General features: G+C 62.6%; 23 protein-coding genes and 1 tRNA gene. 9 read left to right on the forward strand and 15 right to left on the reverse strand.

Annotated elements, in window-relative coordinates; genetic code table 11:
- Nucleotides 1-83: 83 nt before the first annotated feature.
- From C4K39_RS01580 to C4K39_RS01600, 5 genes are all read left to right on the forward strand, one after another.
- Complete coding sequence (locus C4K39_RS01580; protein WP_124345514.1) at nucleotides 84-779, forward strand: DsbA family protein; 696 nt, start codon at nucleotides 84-86, stop codon at nucleotides 777-779.
- A 27-nt stretch (nucleotides 780-806) separates the two neighbouring features.
- Nucleotides 807-1196 carry a nuclear transport factor 2 family protein gene (locus C4K39_RS01585; protein WP_068580240.1) on the forward strand — a complete coding sequence of 130 codons (390 nt, stop codon included), beginning with the start codon at nucleotides 807-809 and terminating at the stop codon, nucleotides 1194-1196.
- A 238-nt stretch (nucleotides 1197-1434) separates the two neighbouring features.
- A complete protein-coding gene (locus tag C4K39_RS01590; protein ID WP_068580243.1) occupies nucleotides 1435-2721 on the forward strand; it encodes an OprD family porin in 1287 nt (428 codons plus the stop codon).
- A 156-nt stretch (nucleotides 2722-2877) separates the two neighbouring features.
- Nucleotides 2878-3543, forward strand: a complete 666-nt coding sequence (locus C4K39_RS01595; protein ID WP_225926552.1) for a hypothetical protein — start codon at nucleotides 2878-2880, stop codon at nucleotides 3541-3543.
- A gap of 5 nt (nucleotides 3544-3548) precedes the next feature.
- Nucleotides 3549-4244 carry a tetratricopeptide repeat protein gene (locus C4K39_RS01600; RefSeq protein ID WP_068580247.1) on the forward strand — a complete coding sequence of 232 codons (696 nt, stop codon included), beginning with the start codon at nucleotides 3549-3551 and terminating at the stop codon, nucleotides 4242-4244.
- Nucleotides 4245-4314: 70 nt separating this feature from the next.
- On the opposite strand, the gene C4K39_RS01605 is transcribed toward C4K39_RS01600, so the two are convergent.
- The 8 genes from C4K39_RS01605 to C4K39_RS01640 all read right to left on the reverse strand — a co-directional run bounded on the left by C4K39_RS01605 (nucleotide 4315) and on the right by C4K39_RS01640 (nucleotide 10298).
- Entirely contained in the window at nucleotides 4315-5445 is a 1131-nt protein-coding gene (locus tag C4K39_RS01605; protein WP_068580249.1) for a lysozyme inhibitor LprI family protein, read from the reverse strand.
- 32 nt (nucleotides 5446-5477) lie between these two features.
- Nucleotides 5478-5864 carry a c-type cytochrome gene (locus tag C4K39_RS01610; protein ID WP_068580251.1) on the reverse strand — a complete coding sequence of 129 codons (387 nt, stop codon included), beginning with the start codon at nucleotides 5862-5864 and terminating at the stop codon, nucleotides 5478-5480.
- Between the two features lie 391 nt (nucleotides 5865-6255).
- Entirely contained in the window at nucleotides 6256-6855 is a 600-nt protein-coding gene (locus C4K39_RS01615) for a hypothetical protein (RefSeq protein ID WP_068580253.1), read from the reverse strand.
- Nucleotides 6824-7384 (reverse strand): hypothetical protein, encoded by a 561-nt coding sequence (locus tag C4K39_RS01620; protein WP_068580256.1) that lies wholly within the window; start codon nucleotides 7382-7384, stop codon nucleotides 6824-6826. Before C4K39_RS01620 ends, C4K39_RS01615 begins: the two co-directional genes overlap by 32 nt.
- A 164-nt stretch (nucleotides 7385-7548) precedes the next feature.
- Nucleotides 7549-7881, reverse strand: a complete 333-nt coding sequence (locus C4K39_RS01625; RefSeq protein WP_225926553.1) for a hypothetical protein — start codon at nucleotides 7879-7881, stop codon at nucleotides 7549-7551.
- Between the two features lie 136 nt (nucleotides 7882-8017).
- The gene (locus C4K39_RS01630; RefSeq protein ID WP_124345516.1) at nucleotides 8018-9001 is read right to left on the reverse strand and encodes an AraC family transcriptional regulator; all 984 of its coding nucleotides are present in this window, start codon (nucleotides 8999-9001) and stop codon (nucleotides 8018-8020) included.
- Nucleotides 9002-9300: 299 nt separating this feature from the next.
- Nucleotides 9301-9376 (reverse strand) — tRNA-Thr (locus C4K39_RS01635).
- 130 nt (nucleotides 9377-9506) lie between these two features.
- The gene (locus C4K39_RS01640) at nucleotides 9507-10298 is read right to left on the reverse strand and encodes an SDR family NAD(P)-dependent oxidoreductase (RefSeq protein WP_022639205.1); all 792 of its coding nucleotides are present in this window, start codon (nucleotides 10296-10298) and stop codon (nucleotides 9507-9509) included.
- 127 nt (nucleotides 10299-10425) lie between these two features.
- Here C4K39_RS01640 and C4K39_RS01645 point away from each other — a divergent pair, with 127 nt between their 5' ends.
- From C4K39_RS01645 to C4K39_RS01655, 3 genes are all read left to right on the forward strand, one after another.
- On the forward strand, nucleotides 10426-11322 hold the full coding sequence (locus C4K39_RS01645) for a LysR substrate-binding domain-containing protein (protein WP_068589583.1): 897 nt from the start codon (nucleotides 10426-10428) through the stop codon (nucleotides 11320-11322).
- A gap of 159 nt (nucleotides 11323-11481) precedes the next feature.
- Nucleotides 11482-12492 (forward strand): aldo/keto reductase, encoded by a 1011-nt coding sequence (locus tag C4K39_RS01650; protein ID WP_103324651.1) that lies wholly within the window; start codon nucleotides 11482-11484, stop codon nucleotides 12490-12492.
- Nucleotides 12493-12577: 85 nt separating this feature from the next.
- The gene (locus tag C4K39_RS01655; RefSeq protein WP_124345517.1) at nucleotides 12578-12988 is read left to right on the forward strand and encodes an SRPBCC family protein; all 411 of its coding nucleotides are present in this window, start codon (nucleotides 12578-12580) and stop codon (nucleotides 12986-12988) included.
- Between the two features lie 66 nt (nucleotides 12989-13054).
- Here C4K39_RS01655 and C4K39_RS01660 read toward each other — a convergent pair whose 3' ends face one another.
- The 7 genes from C4K39_RS01660 to C4K39_RS01690 all read right to left on the reverse strand — a co-directional run bounded on the left by C4K39_RS01660 (nucleotide 13055) and on the right by C4K39_RS01690 (nucleotide 21196).
- Entirely contained in the window at nucleotides 13055-14527 is a 1473-nt protein-coding gene (locus C4K39_RS01660) for an aldehyde dehydrogenase family protein (RefSeq protein ID WP_124345518.1), read from the reverse strand.
- A 47-nt stretch (nucleotides 14528-14574) separates the two neighbouring features.
- Nucleotides 14575-15618, reverse strand: coding sequence for an alcohol dehydrogenase catalytic domain-containing protein (locus tag C4K39_RS01665; RefSeq protein WP_068589571.1), 1044 nt, complete (start codon nucleotides 15616-15618; stop codon nucleotides 14575-14577).
- Nucleotides 15619-15723: 105 nt separating this feature from the next.
- Nucleotides 15724-16317 (reverse strand): DUF3156 family protein, encoded by a 594-nt coding sequence (locus tag C4K39_RS01670; RefSeq protein ID WP_068589568.1) that lies wholly within the window; start codon nucleotides 16315-16317, stop codon nucleotides 15724-15726.
- 15 nt (nucleotides 16318-16332) lie between these two features.
- On the reverse strand, nucleotides 16333-17760 hold the full coding sequence (locus tag C4K39_RS01675) for an APC family permease (RefSeq protein ID WP_124345519.1): 1428 nt from the start codon (nucleotides 17758-17760) through the stop codon (nucleotides 16333-16335).
- A 167-nt stretch (nucleotides 17761-17927) separates the two neighbouring features.
- Nucleotides 17928-18719 (reverse strand): LuxR family transcriptional regulator, encoded by a 792-nt coding sequence (locus C4K39_RS01680; protein ID WP_124345520.1) that lies wholly within the window; start codon nucleotides 18717-18719, stop codon nucleotides 17928-17930.
- Nucleotides 18720-18825: 106 nt separating this feature from the next.
- On the reverse strand, nucleotides 18826-19782 hold the full coding sequence (gene speB / locus C4K39_RS01685; protein WP_124345521.1) for an agmatinase: 957 nt from the start codon (nucleotides 19780-19782) through the stop codon (nucleotides 18826-18828).
- A gap of 28 nt (nucleotides 19783-19810) precedes the next feature.
- Nucleotides 19811-21196 carry a sodium:solute symporter family protein gene (locus tag C4K39_RS01690; protein WP_124345522.1) on the reverse strand — a complete coding sequence of 462 codons (1386 nt, stop codon included), beginning with the start codon at nucleotides 21194-21196 and terminating at the stop codon, nucleotides 19811-19813.
- Nucleotides 21197-21413: 217 nt separating this feature from the next.
- Between C4K39_RS01690 and C4K39_RS01695 the strand changes: the two genes are divergently transcribed.
- On the forward strand, nucleotides 21414-22058 hold the full coding sequence (locus tag C4K39_RS01695; protein ID WP_124345523.1) for an amidase: 645 nt from the start codon (nucleotides 21414-21416) through the stop codon (nucleotides 22056-22058).
- Nucleotides 22059-22107 lie beyond the last annotated feature (49 nt).

Consider the following 22107-nt stretch of genomic DNA (forward strand, 5'->3'; position numbering starts at 1 on the left):
AAAGCCATTTCGAGGTTTTTCCGTTGGCCCGCGGGGCATAGTCTGGGCCCTGTCGAATTCCCAAGATCCTGCTGGAGCCTCGTATGTCCTCGGCCACTCTTCATTACATCTACGATCCGCTGTGCGGCTGGTGCTATGGCGCCAAACCGCTGGTGCAGGCTGCCCAGGCAGTGGTACCGGTGGTGGCCCATGCCGGCGGCATGATGACCGGCCGCAACCGCCAGCCGGTATCGCCACAATTGCGTGACTACGTCATGCCTCACGATCGGCGTATTGCCGAGTACACCGGGCAGCCGTTCGGCCAGGCCTATTTCGAGGGGTTGCTGCGCGACCACTCGGCGGTGTTCGACTCGGCGCCGCCCATCGCTGCCGTGCTGACGGCCCAAGCCTTGGCTGGCCAGGGCCTGGAGCTGCTGGGACGCTTGCAGACCGCGCACTATCTTGAAGGGCGGCGGATCGCCGATCGCGAGGTGCTGTTGGAGCTGGCACAAGAACTGGGCTTTGCCCCGCAGGCATTCGCCGAAGGCCTCGACCGGGTCGTGGCGCAGGAGCTTGACGAGCATATAAAAGCCAGCCGTGCACTGCTGGCCCAGGTTGGCGGGCAAGGCTTCCCGACCCTGGCACTGGAGCGCGACGGGCACTTCCAGTTGCTTGACCTCAGCCCCTGGCTGGGTAAACCCGAGGCCTTCGCCCAGTGGCTGAAGACCTCCCTGGGCGCCGGTAGCGGCCCTCATGATGGCGTTGCCCCAAGCTGTGGCCTGGACGGTTGCACGCCCTGATCTCACCTGAACCCAGTGGAGTCACCCATGGATAACCTTGCGTTGATCAAAAGCACCTACGAAGGCGCCAACTCCCAGGAAAACGCGCGTAACACCGCGGCGGCCCTGGCTCCCGATGCACGCTGGACCGAAGCGGCGGGCTTTCCCTATGCCGGCACCTATGTCGGCTTCGACGAAGTGCTGGAGCATGTCTTCAAGCGCCTGGGCTCGGAGTGGCAGGACTTCACGTTCAAGGTCGACAGCTACGTGGCCGAGGGTGACAAAGTGGTCGCCTATGGCAATTACCAGGGCATCTATAAGGCCTCTGGCAAACCCATCGATGTACGAGTGGCTCACTTGTGGACACTCAAGAATGGCAAGGTCACGCATTTCGAACAGTTCGTTGATAGTCACAGCGTGCAGCTGGCAATGCTCTAGCCCGCAGTTCTTAGAATATTTTCAGCTATTTTAAGACGATTCACGAAATTGACACGTTGTTAAGGCCACGGATAGGATTTGTCTTAACGCCTGTGGCTAAGAGCCATATTTCAGAGTGATAAAAGGCCCGCCACCATCCCATGTGGGCGGGTTTTTTGTTTCGACGGTAGAAGAGCGTTCAAACGCCATAGCCGCACAAGCTCACAGCGCGTCATCAAACCGTAATAAGGAAAATAAAATGTTTAAACAGCGGATCTGCTTGATTGCACTGGGGATTTTGAGCGCTACACAAGCCATGGCCGACGGCCAGGCCGATGCCAAGGGCTTCGTCGAAGACAGCAGCCTGAAAGTGCTGCTGCGCAATGCTTACATCAACCGTGACTACAAAGACGGTAACAAGGACAAGGCTGAGTGGGGCCAAGGCTTCATCGGTACCTTCTCCTCCGGTTTCACCCAGGGCACCGTGGGCGTGGGCGTTGACGCCTTCGGCCTGTACGCACTGCGCCTGGATGGCGGCAAGGGCCGCAGCGGTGCCGGCGGCATCGACTTTTTCAAACAAGACAACAGCGGCAAGGCCGCCAACGACCTGGCCAAGGCCGGCGCTGCCGTCAAGTTCCGCATTTCCAACACCGTGCTGACCTACGGCGACCAGATGCCGGCCCTGCCGGTACTGAACTACGACAACGCGCGCCTGCTGCCGGAAAGCTACACCGGTACCCTGATCACCTCCAAGGAGATCAAGGGCCTGGAGCTGAACGCCGGTCGTTTCACCGCCGAATCGCGCAAGAGCGACGAAGGTCGTGACAGCGGTGGCCTGAAGTCGATCAACGTGTTGGGCGGTAGCTACCAGTTCACCGAACAGTTCAAGGGCGCGTTCTACGCTTCCGACGTCGAAGACGTGCTGAAGAAGCAGTACGTGAACCTGAACTATGTGTTCCCGCTGGCCACCGATCAGTCCCTGACCCTGGACTTCAACGGCTATCAGACCAAGCTGGACAAGTCCTATGCGACCAAGGCCAAGGCTGGCGGCCAGGACAACAAGATCTGGAGCCTGGCGGCCACCTATGCCACCGGCCCGCACTCCTTCACCCTGGCGCACCAGCGCAGCACGGGCGACAGCCACCTGGGTTATGCCTATGGCGGCTACCAGCGTGATCAAGGTCGCGTGGGCGATGGCGGCAACACCATCTACCTGGCCAACTCCTACTGGTCCGACTTCAACGCCGAAGACGAACGCAGCTGGCAGCTGGGCTACGGTCTGGACTTCGGCGCCTTCGGCGTACCGGGCCTGACCTACAACGTGGCCTATGTGCGTGGCGACAACATCACCACCGCAACGTCCTCCGGTGGCAGCGAGCGGGAAATCTTCAACCAGTTCAAGTACGTAGTGCAGAGCGGCCCGGCCAAGGACCTGAGCGTGAAGGTTCGCAGTTCGGTCCTGCGCGTATCGCAGAAGTCTTCCGACTACAACGTGGGCGGCAACGAACTGCGCGTATTCGTCGACTACCCGATCAACGTGTTCTGATGAACGCCTGATCACCACCTGGTTGCAGGTGGCGCAATGCAAAAAAGCCCCGACTGGTTCGGGGCTTTTTCATGCCGGGCAGTTGCCCGCTGCTGTGTAGCTGGGTGATATCAATCTTGCTACAGTCCGTCCCCTTTTTCGTCACGGATGATCTCGATGTTCCGTTCCCTATTGCCCGGCCTGTGCCTGCTGGGTGTCGCCAGCATCGCCCAGGGCCAGCAAGCGATCTCGCCCGAGCAATTGCTCAGCGATTTTTCCCGCTGCGATGCGCAGTTCTTCCAGAGCCTGAACACCGCGCGGTTGCCGGCTGGCACCCTGGACCTTGCCCAGTACGGCACGGTCAAGGCGCCCCGTATCCTGAATCCGTTGCAGGAAGGTGGTCGCTACCAGGCGTTCGAACAGCCTCTGGTGGTCAACGGTGTGCGCCTGGTGGGCTACTACAACGAAGCCATGTCGCTGAAGTCGGCGGGCAACCTCCTGTTCTGGGGCTTTGTCGCCGAAGGCGAACCCCGCGAGGTGGTGGCGAGCCTCAAGCCGCTGCTGGTGGACAACGCCCGCCTGAAGGACGATCGCAGTGCGCTCAGCCGTGTGGACATCAGGCGGATCGGCGACCCGATCCTGCAATGGCGGACCCAGGGCCTGGCCGGGGGCGGCGTGGCTACGCCGTTCGGTTTCGTCGAGCGTGTCCTGAGCATCGACAAGGGTATCGAGCGGGGGCCTATCGCCGGTCGTACCACCCTCTTCTGCAGCCTGCAGGGCACGGTCACCGCACCGCTGCTGCAGGTTTATCGTCCCGACCTCAACGCTCACCTGCTGGATTGAACAACATGCCTACATCGATGGTTCGTGGAGCGCTCCTGCTCCTGGGTTCCCTGCTCCTCGCCGGGTGTGCCGGCCTGCAGAGCCAGGATCAGATCAACTACGCTCACTGCCGCCTGGTGGGCCAGGCCGCCAAGGCCGAGAAGTTCGACGTGGTGCTGCAAGAGGCCGACCTGTGCCTTGAGAAGAACCAGTTGTCCAAGCCCATGCAGAGCCTGGTCTACTGGCTCAAGTCCGATGCCTACGCCAATTTCAAGCGCTACCCGCAAGCCATCGCGGCCAAGGAAAAGTCCATCGAGCTGGACGGCACGCCCAATGCCCGTGCGGTGCTGGACCTGAGCCGCCTGTATCGTGAGGCCGGCAATCCGCAAAAGGCCCTGGAACTGGTGCAGTCCAACCTCGATGCCAACCTGGGCGAAGCCGGCAAGGGCGCCGGCTTCAACATGCCGACCTATTACCACCTGGGCCAGGCGCTCTACGACCTGGGGCAATACCGCGAGGCCGCCGAGGCCTACAGCGCTGGCCTGCAACGTCAGCCTGACTATGCCTGGGCGTTCTATCACCGGGGCCTTGCCTACGAAAAACTGGGTCTGGCCGACGATGCCCGCGGCGACTTCAGCTCGTTCGCCAAGCTGGTGGACCAGCAATACGTCGAACCCCAGCACCAGGCCAAGCTGGCCGAGTACAAGATCAGCCTGCCTTGAGGTGGATGCGGATCGCGCCATGAAAAAAGGCTCGTCATTGACGAGCCTTTTTTTGCCCTGGCGCCTGCCCTCAGTCGTCGTACTTGAAGGCGAACTTCAGCTGGTCCCCTTCCAGGTACACCACCGCCTCGCGGCCATGGATATCCACCGGGCGTGCCGAGACGGCATCGTGTTCGGGCACGATCTTGAACAGGGTCTTGTACTGCGTGTCGACTCGCCAGATACAGGCCCGCGGTCCTTCGTTATCGAAGTACATGATCGGGCGGGTGGCGCTCCAGGTCGGGTTGACGATGCTCCAGCCATCCTCGGTGTCGTTGTGCGCGGTGACATTCTCGCTGTAGGTATTGTGGCTCTGCTGGTCGTAGTCCAGGGACAGGCTGTAGTTATCCACATTCAGGTCCTGGCCCACCCGCGCCCGGGCATGGCGCAGGGTATTGGAGGGCGTCTGGTACGACTTCAGGCTGGCCTCGGGCGCGCTGCGTGAACCCAGGCGGTAGGTCATGCTTTGCTGCAGGTCGCCACCGATACGCTGGCGGTAGTACAGCAGCCCATTGTCGAACCCGGCGAAGCGCAGGCCCTGGTCATTGTTGCCCTGGGCGGCCCAGCCGGTGAAGGCGATGTCCCGGGCGATGGGATACAGGCCCGGCTGGTCATCGGCATATTCATACAAGGTCCCGACAAAGCCGCCTTGGTCCCGCTGGTACAGGCCGGTGAACAGCACCACGCGCAACACGCCATCGATCACCTGGGCGTCGACGATCTGCTTGTCACCCCGAGGGGGGACGGCAGGGAAGGCCGCCAACGGGAAGCGCTGCCAGTGCTCGGCTTCATCCAGACGGTACTGGCGCGTCGGGTCCATGGGCAGCAACTCGTTCTTGCTCGGAACCGGGGGGATTGGCAGCGGCGCGAGCATCTTCAACTGGGCGCGGTAGGCCCCCTCCAGGCAGTCGTCCGATGTGCAGGTATCGCGGACCTCGCGCAGCCAGCTCACTTGCAGCAGGCGAAACACCTGCAGGTGCTTGAGTCCGTTGTAGCGACGATTCAATTCATCGTCCTGGGCGGAGAGCTTCGGCGCGTTGCAGACCGCCTTCTCGACCGAGGTCGAGGACTTGGCACAGTCGAAGCCGGCGGCATTGGCGTGTGGCGCGAGCACGGCCAGTGCCAGGCCGGCGGTCGCCAGGGACAGCAGGGAAAGCTTCATCGAAACATCCTTGTGGGGGAAGCGAAACGGGATCAGGGATTAGGAAAGGTCTGTAGATAGGCCAGCAGGTTGTCGATTTTCTCTTCGTCGCTCAAGCCCCAGAAAATCATCCGGGTGCCGGGCACTACGCCCTTGGGATCTTGCAGGTACTGGGTGAGCTTGTCCCGGGTCCAGACGATGCCCGAGGACTTCATCGCTGTCGAATACTGGTAGTCCTGGGCGCTGCCGGCCGGGCGGTCGATGATGCCGTTGAGCTCTGGCCCGAACGAGCTGCGCACCGAGGGCCCGATATTGTGGCAACCACTGCACAGGCGCTTGAACAGCTTGGCGCCGACTTCGGCATCGCCGGCCACAGCCGGGGCGCTGAACAGCATGGAGTGGAGCAACAGGGCGAGGATGGATGCTGCGATGGGTTTCATGGGGGGCCTGCGTGCAACTGGAATCGGCGGCTATTGGAGCATGAAGCGCATGCCTGGGGGGAGCCTGGCCCTGTAGGCACTCCCAACTCTTGGATGTTTAGGTTTTATGTGGATACAGCCCGTTAGAGTTTCACTGGGAAATACTAACCTTATTGATCACTCGCGTTATTTGGTCTGGTAAGCGCAGCAGCGCTCGGTCGCTGGGATAGAGCCGGTGCGGGTATGGCTGTCTTTGTGATGCAGCAAGAAGGGGGATGCGCTCATCACCCATTCCTGCATTGGAAAGCGGTTTTGGTCTTGCCTGTAATGCAGCACGCTCGGCTGTTAAAACACTAACCAAATAATATAAAAAAAACGGCGATGCGCATTTCATGCGCATCGCCTGTCAACATTAAGCAGCAGCCACTACAAAAGCGTTCAATTGATAATCCGCCACTACTTGCGCAAAGGCGGTGCGCGACTTTTGGGTTGCGGTGCCTAGATTCGAATCATAAACCTGCATTTGTGTGGCGCTAATGATGTAGATCCCAATGACATGCCTATCATTTCCCGCCCAAACTTTAGTGCCGGTTTTGTATGCTGAAAATTCTTTAGTGATCTGGGCCTCCGACTTAAAAGTTCCGTGTATCGCCTGTTCCGCCGCTTTTACTTGTGAGGCCAAACTATTGGATGCATCAATCACTTGCTGAGCCAACTGGATTTTGCCCGGATCGTCAAAACTGCTAATGTCGAACTTTGCCGGATGTTTGGCATCATTGAGCCAAGCGCTGGATAGCACAGCGCAGAACTGCCCTACATCTACCCAGTCACCTTTGGGAGCATTTGATTGAATGACGTAGACGACATCGGGCAGGCCCAATGTGTCTGGATTCAACCAAAGAAAAGGGTTAGGGGTTGTAATGCTGCCTACGGTAATAATATTAGCCATGATTTTTTCCTGCGCGTCATGATGAATGAGATCAAGGTTTCCAGCATGGCTGGCCTGCGGCATCCGCGATGTCATGCGCTGCCATGGTCAGGAAATACTCCTTTTTTTTTGCAGGGGTCGCTGCCGGCTTTTCCCAGTTAGCAAAAATAACGGTATAGGCCGCATCGTGGTTAACAACTTTCAGGCAGTTATAGGCAACCTGATCAAACTTGCTACCGGGGTCATCTGGGCGAGTATTGGTTCCCACGACCAGATTACCCTGAGTCCAGGCCAGTAATGATTGCCAGACTTCTACGGCCTCGGGGTTTTGCGGCGTATGCAGTCCGGCGACCAACTGCGGTACATTGTTCTTGAATGAGCCGAGATTGACAGTACGGGTACCGATAATGGCATTGATCAAGTCCGTTCTGTCTGCATCGCTGGTGAAGTTGTCGGTACCAAACTTGACCAGTTCTTCCCACGGAATAATATGGTGGCGCGACAAGCCACTGGCGATTTTATCATTAAAGGGATAGCTGGGACGGTCTGCTGCCATAGCAAAACTGCATGTAAAGCTAAATAACAAGGCGAAACAAAGCATTACTTTCTTCATGGTGAACTCCTTTCGTTATTAACACCGATGGCCGTGGCCTATCGATCAGGCAAACTCACTTTTGCTCGAATAGTCAAACTTATAAATCGACGGGTTCTGGTTTGGGAAACCTCCTTTGCCGCGCAGTAGTTCGTTGTTTGGTAGATAGAGTCTGGCGCTATAGTTCAGCCGGGTGTCGTAACCAGACAATTAACGACCTTTGCGTCGCAACCACCGAGCAGGTGGCGGATCGGATCGACCCTGCCTTTAGGGCCAAAGGCCTGGTTGTAGTCGGGAGGGGACGAACCCAGAACAGCCAGGGCATCACGCACTTGTATCTGGCTCGCCTGAGCCCGCCCCATATAAAGATCGGACTCGGCACGAGCAAAGTTATCGCCATCTACCCGCACCGTCGCGTCAGCGGATGACTGAGCGTGTGCATTGGTAAAAGTGGCCAGCGTCAGGGCGACGATACAGGCCGTTGATAAATCGGGCATGTAGACCTCTAGCTCTTTCAAGTGGGCATTTCCTTTCAGACTTTATAAGAGCCCCCCTCTGGAAACTTGCCATTTGATGCCAAAAGCACAACCAGCAAGTACCGCGAAGTGCGCCATTGCAAGGTGCCCGATAGTGGGAGAGGGCCAGGCGAAGAGGTTAACGATCATCTTTCAAAAGCGCGCTGTAGCGCGATGGTGAACTTCCGGTCCAGCGTTTGAAGGCTCGGGTAAAGTGCGCTTGGTCACTGTAACCAACCATGTAGGCAATCTCGGTTGCGCTGTACTTGCCGCTGGCAATCAGTTGTAGCGCTTCGCTGCGACGGGTTTTGTCCCGCAGCTCTTCGAAGTCGATGCCGCAGTATTTGAGGCGACGCTGTAGCGTGCGGGAAGACAAGCCGAGGTTTCTTGCTATGGCGGCAAGTGTGGATCGATCCTGATCCCCGATCCGTTCGATAAGCATGCCGGCGGCTTTCGCGGTCGACTTCAAGGCCTCGGTGACTTTCCAGGCGTCATCCCGGCCGAGCGGTAGAGAGATGTCGAGCAGCTCGCGATCGAATTCGATCATGTTGTGCTGCGCGTTCATGTGCAGATTCGGCCCCAGGTATTTCTCCAGCGCCTCATTTCCTCGTTGCCTCGGGTTTTGCAAATGCACACGGACGGCGCTTGGCTCACCGGACATGAGCGGTACTTTTCTTAGCAGCGCCAGAGTGCCGAGAATGACCTGCTTCGGATTCGCCCCGTGCTGTCCGGTGGATTGCCGAATTAGTTTCAGCGTACGGCCTTCGGTGACGATTCTTACGTCGCTCCCTTGATGCAGTAAGTTCGTATGGATCGCCGCCACTGCGCACGTCTGAGCGAGATTGGACGAACCCAGGATCAACTCGCCCCAGGCCCCGAGCGAGCGTACCTCGATCAAATGCCCCACCGTTGCACCTGCGAAGGGGTCCTGTGTGAGCGCGGCCATTTCACTGGCTATATGAAAGCAGGTCGCTCGCGGCACCCAGGCATCCGGGTATTGAAAAACCTGCGGGGAAATACCGTAACGTCGAAAAAACTCCAGCGGCGATACCCCGTGCAGGCTCAAGTAGGGCGCGAGTTGCTGAAGAGTGCTGAGTTTGATGGAGGGCGTTGGGTGGGCCATGAGCGTTTGCACCTGCGTCAAAGGACCGTCCTGGTCCGCAGGGAAACACTAGCGCAAAACGTTTGACACAGCCGTACCGACGACCGTGCAGCAACCACAAGGGGCGAACCGGCAACGGTATCCGCGTGGTTTCAGACAGGGCGCGGCTTCACAGGTGAAGCCAGAGGCTGGCGAGGGGCAGGGGCGGATCTGAAGCTCTCGGGCACCGAGATCAAAACCGTGCTCAAGGCATTGGGACAGGATTTCTTGATCCTGGAAACGACAAAGCCCTCGCATCGCTGCGAGGGCTTTGTCTTATATGGTGCCGGCACCAGGAGTCGAACCCGGGACCTACTGATTACAAGTCAGTTGCTCTACCAACTGAGCTATACCGGCGTGTTAGGGCGACGATTATAGCGATTGGCGGGGTTCTGTAAACCCCTGAAATCTGACTATTTTTGCGTAGGTCCCAGGGGAGGGCAGGGACCTGCGCTCCAGGATCGAGCGCGGATGCCCTGCCGCCCGGTCAGATCGCCAGGCTGTCCACTACGCCGCCGTCCACGCGCAGGGCCGCGCCGGTGGTAGCCGAGGAGAATGGCGAGGCGATGTAGGTCACCAGGGAGGCCACCTCCTCGACTTCGGCCACGCGCTGGATGATCGAGCTGGGGCGCTCGCGGCGTACGAAGGCGTCGGCTTCTTCCCGCGGGCTGCGGCCGGACTGGCGCACCGCGTCGGCCACCAGGTTGGCCACGCCTTCGGTGAAGGTCGGGCCCGGCAGGATCGCGTTCACGGTCACGCCGGTGCCGGCCAGGCGCTTGGCCAGGCCATGGGAGACGGCCAGGTTGGCGGCCTTGGTGACGCCGTAGTTGATCATCTGCGCCGGGATGGCGACGCCCGATTCCGAGGACAGGAAGATCACCCGGCCCCAGCCGCGCTCGACCATGCCCGGGGTGTAGTGGCGGGACAGGCGCACGCCGGAGAGCACGTTGATTTCGTAGAAATCCATCCATTGCTGGTCGTCGGTGTCGAAGAAGTCGACATCGTTGTAGATGCCCAGGTTGTTCACCAGGATGTCGGCCTGGGGCTCGGCGGCGAACAGGATATCGGCGCCGGCCGCGGTACCGAGGTCAGCGACCACGCCACGGGCGCTGCCGTTGCTGGCGTGGATGCCGGCGACGGCTTCTGCCACCGAGGCCGCGTTGCGGCCGACGATGACCACGCTGGCGCCGGAGGCCGCCAGGCTACGGGCGATGCCCAGGCCGATGCCGCCGGTGGAGCCACTGATGATGGCGGTCTTGCCGCCCAGATCGATTTGCATGTTCGGATTCCTCATCTTGGGGGCACAAGACCTGTGCCGGTGATCGATTCGAGATGGCGCCATCCTATTGAACGCCAGTAAGATCGTATATGACTTAATTTGTCATACTTGAGTCCCTGAGGGTCATATGCTGGATCTTAGACAATTGCGTTATTTCGTTGCCGTCGCCGAAGTCGAGCACGTCGGCAAGGCGGCCGAGCAACTGCACATCTCCCAATCGCCGCTGAGCCGGCAGATCGCCCAGCTGGAAGAGCGCCTCGGCCTGCAACTGTTCGAGCGTAGCCAACAACGCCTGCGCCTGACGTCCGACGGTCGCACCTTCCTCCACGAGACCCGGGCCCTGCTCAAGCATGCCGAGCGCCTGGAGTCCCTGGGCCGGCGCCTGGGGCGTGGCGAGACGGGTGGGTTGTGCATCGGCTACGTCAGCCATGCGATCCATGCCGGAGTGCTGCCCGGTGCCTTGCGCCATGTGCGCGAGGAGCGCCCGGGTATCCATATCGCGCTGTACAACCTGTCGGCCCAGGAGCAGTTCGAAGGGCTGCGCCAACGCAGCCTGGACATCGCCCTGGTCTGCGAACCGCCGGCCACCGACGATCCGGAGCTTTTGGCCGCCCGGGTGTTCGACGACCCGTTGCGCCTGGCCTTGCCCCTGGGGCATCCCTTGGCGGACAAGCCCAGCATCGAACCGGCCGACCTGCACGAGCAGGACTGGATCATGGTCGAGGGCCAGTTGCAGCCCAGCCGGCGCGAGCGCTTCCTGGCCAGTTGCGTGGCCGCGGGCTTCACCCCGCAGATCCGCTTGGAAGCCGCTGAGCCGCTGAGTGCCCTGGGCCTGGTATCCGCCGGCCTGGGCCTGGCGCTGATCCAGCAGAGCATCAATGGTGAAGGCAACCCGAACGTGGTCCTGCGCGAGCTGCCCTGGTTGCAGCAGAGCACCGGCCTGTGGGCGGCCTGGCACCGTGTCGACCTGCGGCCGATCGTTGGGGATTTCCGCGAGATGGTGCTGGCGGGGGCGGCAAGCTGAAATTGGAGGGACCTGGATGGGGGCGGGAAGCGGTCCTAGAGCGATTTGACCTGTTTGGTCTTAAGTCTGTCGAATTATGACTTGGACGGTCTCGGTTGGCCGGTTTTAGGATGCGCTCACTGGAGTTCACAAGCGACTCCCCCCAACCAGGAGCAATCCATGAGCCTCAAATCCTTGATCCCAACCCGCCTAGGTTTCGGCAGCGCCCCACTGGGCAACATGTTCCGCGCCGTATCCGCCGAAGAAGTACAGTCCACCGTCGATGCTGCCTGGAACAACGGCGTGCGTTACTTCGACACCGCACCCTTCTACGGTGCCGGCCTCTCCGAAAGCCGCCTGGGTGCCGCACTGGCCAAGCGCCCACGCAACGAATACGTACTGAGCAGCAAGGTCGGCCGCATCATCCTCGACGAACTGGAAGACCCTGCCGCCCGTGAACTGGGTGAGAAGAGCGGCCTGTTCGAACACGGCAACCGCAACCGCATCGTCAACGACTACAGCGCCGATGCCACCCTGCGCTCCATCGAAGACAGCCTCAAGCGCATGGGCACCGACCATCTGGACATCGTCTGGATCCACGACATCGCCCAGGACTTCTACGGCGACGAATGGCTGACCCAGTTCGAAATCGCCCGTACCGGCGCCTTCCGCGTGCTTTCCCGCCTGCGTGAAGAAGGCGTGATCAAGGCCTGGGGCCTGGGCGTCAACCGCGTCGAGCCGATCGAACTGACCCTGGACCTGGACGAACCACGTCCCGATGGCTTCCTGCTGGCCGGCCGCTACTCGCTGCTGGACCACGACCGCGCCCTGCAACGGGTCATGCCGCAAGCGGTGGAGCAAGGTGTCGGCATCGTCGTCGGCGGTCCGTACAGCTCGGGTGTCACCGCCGGTGGCGAGCACTTCGAGTACCAGAAGGCCAACCAGCAAGTGCTGGCCAAGCTGGAGCGCATCCGCGCCGTTGCCCGTGCCCACGATGTGGACGTCAAGGCCGCTGCCCTGCAGTTCGCCCTGGCTCACCCGGCGGTGGTTTCGGTGATCCCCGGTTCGACCCGCCCACTGCACGCCAATGAAGACCACGCCGCCATGAGCGCGGTGATCCCGGCCGCCTTCTGGCAGAACCTGCGCGAGCAGGGCCTGATCAACCCAGTGGCGCCTGTTCCAGCCCAGTGATCCTACCCGCGCGGGGCCGCCTGGCGGCCCTGTCGCAAGCGTTTACGACCTTATTGAAGGGGCTGTAGCCCCAGGAGAAATCATCATGGCCCAGGCCAAAGCTTCCATCGAACTGAACATCGACGCTGCGCGCGTCTGGCAACTGATCGGCGGTTTCGACTCGCTGCCCGACTGGCTGCCCTTCATCCCCCAGAGCGCCCTGAGCGAAGGTGGCCGGGTCCGCAGCCTCAAGAGCGCCGAAGGCGACACCATCATCGAGCGCCTGCTGGACTTCAACGAAGGCGGGCGCAGCTACAGCTACACCATCCTCCAGGGGCCAGCTCCCGTGCGCGACTACCAGTCGACCCTGCGCGTGGTAGAGAACGGCAAGGGCTCGCGCGTCGAGTGGTCCGGCTCGTTCGTGCCAGCCGGCATCAGTGACGAACAAGCCATCGAGCTGTTCACCACCATCTACGCCGATGGCCTGGCAGCGCTCAAGCAAGCCCTGCAAGGTTGATCGCGGCACCCAAGGCGCCTTGCCCGGCGGCGATCACTCGTCGCCGGGCAAGGCGCTTTTTTGGGGTTATGGCTTGAGATACCAGCCCCAGGGTTCCTGGCTGCGGTACTCGGTCACCTGCTTGATCTCCAGGTAGTTCTCCAGCCCCCAGCGCCCCAGTTCGCGCCCGATGCCGCTCTGCTTCATCCCGCCCCAAGGCGCCTGGGTGAAGGTGGGTTGTGAGCAGTTGACCCAGACGATGCCGGCTCGCAAGCCATTGGCTACCCGGGCGCTGCGCTCCAGGTCGGCGGACATCACTGCCGCGGCCAGGCCGAAGCGGCTGTCGTTGGCCAGTTGCAAGGCTTCGGCCTCGGTCTTGAAGCGTTTCAGGCATAGCACCGGACCGAAGATCTCGTCACGCCACAGGCTGCTATCGGTGGCGGGCTCGGCAAAGATCGTCGGCTCCACGAAGAAACCTGCGGGCAGGTGCCCCGGGCGCTTGCCTCCGCTGAGCAGACGGGCGTCCCGGGTACCTTGTTCGATCATCGCCATGACCTTGCGATACTGGCCGGCACTGACCAGCGGGCCCAGTTGCACGCCAGGTTGCAGGCCCGGGCCGATCTGGATGTCGCGGGCTGCTTCCACCAGGCGTTCGGTCAGCCGGGCGGCGATGCCTTCCTGGACCAGCAGGCGCGAAGTAGCGCTGCACACCTGGCCCTGGTTCCAGAAGATGCCGAACATGATCCATTCCACCGCAGCTTCCACATCGGCATCGTCGAAGACGATGAATGCCGACTTACCACCCAGTTCCAGGCTGATGTTCTTGATCTCGGCCGCCGCCGCCGACATGATTTTCGCCCCAGTGGGAACGCTGCCAGTGAAGGCCATCTTGTCCACCTGTGGGTGGGCACTCAGCGCCGCTCCGGCCTGATGGCCAAGGCCGGTCACCACATTGAGGACGCCGGCGGGCAGGCCAATGTCGTTGGCTGCCACGGCGAGCTCCACGGCGGTCAGTGAGGTCAGCTCCGAGGGCTTGAGTACGCAGGTGGCACCGGCCGCCAGGGCCGGGCCGACTTTCCAGGCGGCCATCAGCAACGGATAGTTCCAGGGAATGATCTGTCCGGCCACGCCCACCGGTTCATGACGGATGCGGCAACTGAAGCGCGGATCGGGCAGCTCCAGTGGCTGGTCCTGGCGCTGGTCCAGCTTCCTGGCCAGGCCGGCGTAGTAGCGCAGGCAATCGATACTGTCGCTGATATCCAGTCGGGCCTCGGGCAATGGCTTGCCGTTGTCGCAGGTTTCGAGAATGGCCAATGCCTCGTGTTTGCGCGCCAACTCGTCCGCCAGGGCCTCGAGCCAACCGGCGCGTTCGGCGCCGCTGGTCTGGCCCCAGCCTTGGTCGAAGGCCCGGCGCGCGGCCTGCGCCGCCAGGTCGACGTCCTCTGCGGTGGCAGCGGCCACCTGCTGCAGGGTTTCCTCCGTGGCCGGGTCGATGGCCGGAAAATGGCCACCTTGGGCCGGGGTTACCCACTGCCCGTCGATGTAGAGCTGCTTGAGCATGGAAGACTCCTTGTGTGCTGCTGCGGGGAAGTACCCAATGCTTGGGTTCAGGCGATCTTCAGCACTTTGCGTCCAACCACCGCGCCGCTGCGGATCTGCCCGAACACCTGATTGATTTCCCCCAGGTGTGTCATGGTCACGGTGGCCTTGACCAGGCCGTTGGTGGCGAATTCAACCGCTTCATGCAGGTCCTGGCGGGTGCCGACGTTGGAGCCTCGAATCGTCAGCTCCCAATTGACCACCCGGTCGATGGAGTTGCGTACCAGATCGGCCTTGCCTCCGGGCTGGCCGATGTAGATCGCCGTGCCACCCTGGCGCAGCAGTTCCACCGCCAGCTCGAAAGCCTGATTGGCCACCGCCGTCACCAGCACCGCGTGCACGCCGCCCAGCTGCGCCTGGATCGCTTCCTGGGGATTGCGACTGGCGTCATACAGGCGCTCGGCGCCCAGGCTGCGGGCCAGTTCGAGTTTCTCCGGTGAGACATCCACCGCCGCGACGCGCAGGCCCATGGCCTTGGCGTATTGCACCGCCACGTGGCCCAGGCCGCCGATGCCGATGATCGCCACCCACTGTCCGGGGCGTGCCCCAGAGCGCTTGAGGCCGCGGTAGGTCGTCACCCCGGCGCAGAGGATCGGCGCCAGGGCGTAGAGGTCGGCAGCCGGGTCGACCCTGGCGACGAAGGCCGCGGGCGCCACCATGTACTCGGCATAGCCGCCGGGTTTGCTGTAGCCGGTGGCTTCGCCATGCTTGCAGATGGTCTCCATCCCTGCGCGGCAGTATTCACAGGCACCGCAGGCACTGAACATCCAGGGGACGCCCACTGCGTCCCCGACCTCCAGACCCTGCACCGCCTCGCCCAGCTGCACCACGTGGCCGGTCACTTCGTGGCCGGGGATCAATGGCAGGACCGGCGGGCTGGGCCAGTCGCCATCGCAGGCGTGCACATCGCTGTGGCAGACGCCGCAGGCGACCACCTTGATCAGCACCTCGCCGGCGCCAGGTTGCGGGATCGCCACCTGCTCAAGGTGCAACTGGCCGCCCAGTTCGCGCAGCACGGCGGCTTGCATGGTTTTGGATTGCAGGTCGTTCATGGTGGTACTCCTGGTTATTGTGGTGTTGTGCAGGGGCAGCAGGCCGCCTCGGTAGCCGAGGGCCCGGCAGCCGGTTGTCATGGATTCATGGAGCGAAGGAGCGAATCAGCCGCACTCGGCGCAAGGCGGTTCCAGGTGGTGGCGCAACAGGGTCGAGAGCTCATGGATCAGCAGCATGGTGCTGTCGACTTCGGCTTGCGATGGCTGGCGGATGTACTTCAGCGGCGGCATCAGCAGCCAGACGAAGTCGCCGTAGTTTGGCCGCAGCAACACATCGCAACGGCGCTCCTGGGCGCGGTAGTGAATCTCCAGCCCGCCCAGTTCCATGGCCAGGCACAGCGGCAACAGCACCGGACTGCGATTGAGGGCGGCGAGCAACGACGCCGGACAGTCCTTGCCGACAAACGCGGCCTGGCGGTTGCGTTGGCGCCAGCCTCGGTAGTTCAGGCGGATGTGCATGGAACGTCGGCCCAGCTCCATGGGCACGTGCCACTGCCAACTGAGGCTGTAGATGCGTCCGAACAGTTTGCTGGCCAACTGCTGTTGCAGGCTCAGGTCGTCTGCCGCCAGCTTGTGTCCGTGGCTTTCCAGGCAGTAGGGGCGGTTCGAGTCACGAGGCTGGAGATAGGCGCTGAAGCGCTGGGCTGTCCCTTTAAGAGCCAGCTGGGCATGACGGTCGATAGCGGCATACAGGTTCATGGCGATGATCCCCGGCTACTGCAGTTTCAGTTGGGCGCAGTTGTTGCCGTGGCTGCCCACGGATGACGACTCGGCGCGTTCCTCGATACGCCGCAGCACCTCTTCCAGGGACGGCGGGGAAAACAAGGCTTGCCCGGTACTTTTCAGGTACAGGACGGCGAACAGGATGATCAGGCTCGCGCACAGGGTGGCGATGAACAGCACCTGTGGATCGCTGACCAGGGTAGTGATCATGTACAGGCAGGCGCCGATACCGATCACCTGGGGCAGGGGATAGAACGGTGTCTTGAATGGGCGTCGCGCCTGTGGATAACGCCTGCGCAGCACTAGCACATCGATCTGGGCGATCACGTAGCTGAGCAGCCAGGTCGTACAGGCCACGCTGATCATCATGGTGATCAGGGCGATGTCCGCATGATTGGCCATGGCATACAGGAGCACGATCATGATCAGCCCCACCACGAAGAAGATACCGAACCATGGCGTGCGCGCCGTCGGATGCAACCAGCAGAAGATCTTCGGCAGCAGGCCTTCCCGGGACAGGCCGTAGAGCATGCGTGGTACTGCCACCAGGTAGGTATCGCAGGTGGTGACCGCGGCCAGGATGGAGATCCCCCCCATGATGATCAGGCCCGGGGTGCCGAGCATGGCCGCTGCGCCATCGACGTGGGGAATGGTCGAGGCCGCCAGGGCGTCTAGGCCGATGTAGCGGGTGATGCTCAGGCCGAACAACAGGTCGACGAACCAGATGCTGGCGCAACCGACGATCATCGCCAGGGGAATGGTGCGTCCCGGATTCTTCACTTCCTCGGCCAGGGGAGCGACGAACTCCATGCCGATGAACAGCCAGATGGCCAGGCTCAAGTGGCTGAACTGCTGGCTCACCGGCACCGGGGAAAAAGCCGGTTGCTGCTCCAGCGGTGCCAGGGTGCCGAAGCCCGTCAGGCCCCAGGCACCGACGGCCCCGAGCAGCAGCATCATGGTAATCGCCAGGGTGGTCTGGACCCGGCCGAAGACCTCGATGCCCTTGAGGTTGATCGCTACCAGCAAGGCCAGGATGCCCAGGGAGAACAGGTACCAGGGAGCGCCGGTCAAGCGCTCCAGGGACTGCCCGCCGATGATCATGTTGGTCCCGCCATCGGTGCCCACCAGGACGATGTAGCCGGCCAGCACCGCGAACAGGGCCGGCAGCTTGCCCAGGGCGGGCAGGGTGTATTCACCGATCATGCCGGCCCCGGGCAGCATGGCCGCCAGCTCCGAATAGGACAGCGCGACGCAGAGGATCACCAGCAGTGCGCCGAGGGCGACGATGCTGAATGCGGGCCCCGAGACGCCGTAGCCGTTGGCTAGCGCCACCATCGCAGTGCCGGAGACCACCAGTCCGACGGAGGTCGAGTAGGCCGCCCAGAAACCCAGGCTGCGGTTCAGTTTCAAGTTGCTCATGTGCCTACCTCAGTGGATGTTTCTTGTTGTTCTTGGTAACGACCCAACTGCAGTTGCAAGCCCGGGGCTACTGGCGCGACGGGATGTAGGGACGCTATCAGCAGGGCTTTCGGGCTGTACATATCCCGATAGGGATAGATTGCCCAGGGCGGCGCGGGAAGCAGGGATCAGCAGGCTGTGAGCTTGTCGAGGAAGAGTCCCAGCAGCTCCGACTGGCTGCCGATCTCGAGCTTGGTGTAGAGGTTCTTGCGATGGATCTTCACCGTACCGCTGCTGATGAACAGCTGCTGGGCGATGGAGTCGTTGGAGTGGCCACGCAGCAAGAGCCTGGCGATTTCACATTCGCGCAGGGTGAGCAGGCCTTCGCCGAAGCGTTCGAAGGCCTGGCGAATGGCATGGTCCATTTCCAGGGCCGGACGTGGATTGGACAGTCGATGCTGGCTCCAGGCGCTGCGCACCACCAGCCTCACCACCTGCTCGGCGCATTCGAGCAACTGGCGCTCCTGATCATTGAAGTCGCTGTGCTCGCTGCTGCGCATCAGCGACAGCACCCCGGTGCTGCTGTCATCCAGGTCGACGAAGAAGGCTATCTCCTCGGTCAGTCCCAGGCGGTGGTAGTAGCTCAGGAAATATTCGCTGAGATAGAAGTGGTCCGGCGCCAGCTCCTTGAGGCTGTGCAGGCCCTGATGCAGCTGGTTGCTGCAGGCCAGGTAGAGCGGGTCCAGCAGATAGGGGCCGGTCTGGTAGTCGTCGACGAAGTACTGTCGCTTGTGCGCGGTGAAGGTGTCGAACAGCGACAGCGGGCGGTAGTTGCCCTGGTAGATGAACAGCACGAAATGGTCCACCTGGCACAGTCGCTGCAACCATTGGCTGGTTGCCAGCAACTGTGCCGGGCCGGGGTTCTGGCCCAGGACCTGGGTGATTGCCTGGGTCCATGCCTTGAGTTCGTCGTACTGCATGGCGCGTACCTGGGGACCTGGCGGTCCTGCCGGGAAGATACCCGGCAGTGTGCACAGGAACTTGGCCCCCGGGTATCGGGTGCGAGCAAAAAAACCTGGATCCGGCTCAACCCCGATTCGCCACCGACTCGGCCAGGATGCACAGCAGCTCGAACATCAGGGTCGCGCCGGCCAGGGCGGTGGCGCCGCCGAGGTCGAAGGGCGGCGAGACTTCCACCACGTCGGCGCCTATCAGGTTCAGGCCGCGCAGGCCGCGGATCAGCTGCTGGGCCTGCAGGGTGGTCATGCCGCCGATCTCCGGGGTACCGGTGCCGGGGGCGAAGGCCGGGTCGAGCACATCGATGTCGAAGCTGATGTAGGTCGGCTCGGCACCCACCACCCGCCGGGCTTCGGCCAGGGTCGCCTCGACGCCCAGGTCGGCGAATTCCTCCATGTGGATCACGCGGATCCCGCAATCCTTGGCGAAGTCTTCGTCGTCGGCCGAGTAGATCGAGCCGCGGATGCCGATCTGCACCGTGCGCCTGGGGTCCAGCAGGCCCTCTTCGATGGCCCGGCGAAAGGGCGTGCCGTGGGTGTAGAGGTTGTCGCCGAAGTAGCGGTCGTTGGTATCGGAATGGGCATCGAAGTGCACCATGCCGATCGGCCGCTGGCGGGCCAGGGCCCTGAAGATCGGCAGGGTCACCAGGTGATCGCCGCCCACCGACAGCGGCACCGCGCCGGCCTGGTGCAGTTGGCTGAAGAAACCCTCGATCTGTTTCAACGAGTCCAACAGGTCGATGGGGTTGACCGGGGCATCGCCCAGGTCGCCGACCCGCACCAGGTCATAGGGGGCGATGCGGCTGACGTGGTGCACCTTGCGCATCAGGCTCGACTGGTTGCGCACCTCCCGCGGGCCATGGCGGGCGCCGGCGCGGTTGGTGGTGCCGCCATCCCAGGGCACCCCCACCAGGGCGATCTGCACCTGCGCCGGGTCGTCGAACAGCGGCAAGCGCATGAAGCTTGGAATACCGGCGAAGCGCGGGACCAGGGCAGCGTCTACCGGCTGCGGGAAAGACTGGGACATGGGCGATTCCTCGTTGTGGATTCAGGGATCAATCGGCGGTGCTGCGCAGGGCCGGGGCGGGCTGGCTCACCAGGCTGACGGCGACGAAGGTCAGCAGGCTGACGCCCAGGCCGTAGTAGATCGGGGTGTTGGCCAGGATGCCGTCGCGGGCCATGCAGGCGATCACCGTCAGGCTGCCGCTGACCATGCAGGCGATGGCCCCGGCCGCCGAGGCCCGGCGCCACAGCAAGGCGCCGATGATCGGCACCAGCAGGCTGCCCACCAGCAGGTTGTAGGCGATGCTCAGGCCGGCGATCACGTCGTTGACCAGGCAGGCCATCAGCAGCATCGCCACCCCCAGGCCGAGGGTGATCCAGCGGCTGCTGGCCAGGTGGTTTTCCTGGCCGCGGGTCAGGAAGCGGCTGTAGATGTCTTCCTTGAGCACCGTGGCCGAGGCCAGCAGGCAGGCACTGGCGGTGGACATGATGGCGGCCAGAGCCGCCGCCACCACCAGCCCGCGCAGTCCGGCCGGCAATACGTTGCGGGTGACTTCGGCGAAGGCGTTCTCGGCCACCGCCAGGTCCGGTAGCAGCAGCTTGGCAGCGGCCCCCACGAGGGCACAGGCGGCGCCGTAGAACATGCAGTAGACCCCGGCGCCGAGGCCGGCGTAGCGCACCACCCGTTCGCTGCGGGCGGTGAACAATCGCTGCCAGATGTCCTGGCCGATCAGCGCGCCGAAGAAGTACAGCAGGAAGTAGGCGAGGAGGGTGTCCAGGCCGATGTTGCCCCACTCGAAGAACCCCGCCGGCAACCTCGCCTGCATGGCTTCGAGGCCGCCGGCCTGGCCGACGCTCATGGGCAGCAGGACGCAGAAGATGCCCAGGGTCATGATCACGAACTGGATGATGTCGGTGAGGGTCAGCGACCACATGCCGCCGATCACCGAGTAGAAGATCACCAGTGCGCCGCCGCAGAGAATCGCCGGGATGCGCGGGATGTCGAACACCACCTCGGTGATCGAGCCGATGGCGATGGTCGCGGTGACCGCCACCATCAGGTCGTAGGCCACCATCACGCAGCCGCCGATCAGGCGCGACGACGCCTGGTACCTTTGTTCGAGTATCTGGGTCACGGTGAATACCCGCAACTGGGCGATCTGCCGCGACAGCACCAGGCTCAGGACGATAATCCCCAGGCCCAGCATGAACACCAGCCACAACCCGGAGATTCCGTAGCTGTAGCCCAGGCGTACCGAGCCGATGGTGGAGGCGCCGCCGAGCATCACCGCCGACAGGGTGCCCAGGTACAGCGCCGGGCCCAGGCGTCGCCCGGCCACCAGGAAATCGTCCTGGTTACGCACTTTGCGCATGCCCCACCAGCCAAGGCCGGCCATCAACAGGACGTAGACCAACATGACCGCATAATCGAGTGCCATAACGGGTGCTCCCTGGTTGTTTTTGTTGTGCAGGCAGGTGAGCGCAGGGTAGATCGTGGATTGGCCGGGATACATCCCGGCAGGCGCAAGCTGGCTTGTGTTTTCACGCAAGTGGCCCGGTGGCGTGGTTTTGCCCGGGCCGCCATGAAGTCTGTGCCATCCCTGCCGATAGCCTGCCCGGGCCACGAGGCGCAATCAGTCAAAGGAAGCAGTAGCGATGAATGTCAGAAGTCTGGCCCTGGTGGCGTTGTTGGGCTCGCTTGGCGCGTGCAGCGTCAAGCCGGTGGAGCCCTATTCGGAGCCGCCCCTGGGCGCATCGGTGGCGCAGTTGCGGGTGATCACCAACGGTGAAGTGCGTGGTGGGGCCTATGCCGGCTGCATCGGCGACAACCAGCGCCTGGCCAAGGCTGGGCGCTTTGGCAGCGAGCACCGGGCGAACGTCAACTATCCACAGTTTCCCGAGGCCCCGCGGCAGATCGACATGCTGCCGCGATTCGCCCCGAAGCTGCCGGACTACCCCGGAGCCATTCGCCGCGGTGAAGGCGAATACTCCGAGATCGCCACCGAATACCGCGTGCCCGCCGGACGTCCGTTCCTGCTGGAGGGCGGCGGGGTGGCGGCCGGGGGAACCAGCAATGCCTACCGCACCTGCCCGCAGGTACAGAAGGTGGTGGTGTTCGAGCCGGGCAAGAGCTACGAGGTCTATGCCGGCCTGAACTACATTCCGGTGGCCGGCGGCGAGGTGGAGGCGCTGTGCGTATTCACCGTGTACCAGCTGCTGCCCCTGAGCAAGCCGGGGGCCAGCATGCCTTTGGCGTTGCACACCAGCGCGCCGACGCAGCAGCGCTGTTCCGGCCGGTGAGGGGATGACGCCCGGGCCTGCCGCGATGGCAGGCCCGGGCGCGGCTGGG

The organism is Pseudomonas sessilinigenes (assembly GCF_003850565.1).
Taxonomy (GTDB): Bacteria; Pseudomonadota; Gammaproteobacteria; order Pseudomonadales; family Pseudomonadaceae; genus Aquipseudomonas; species Aquipseudomonas sessilinigenes.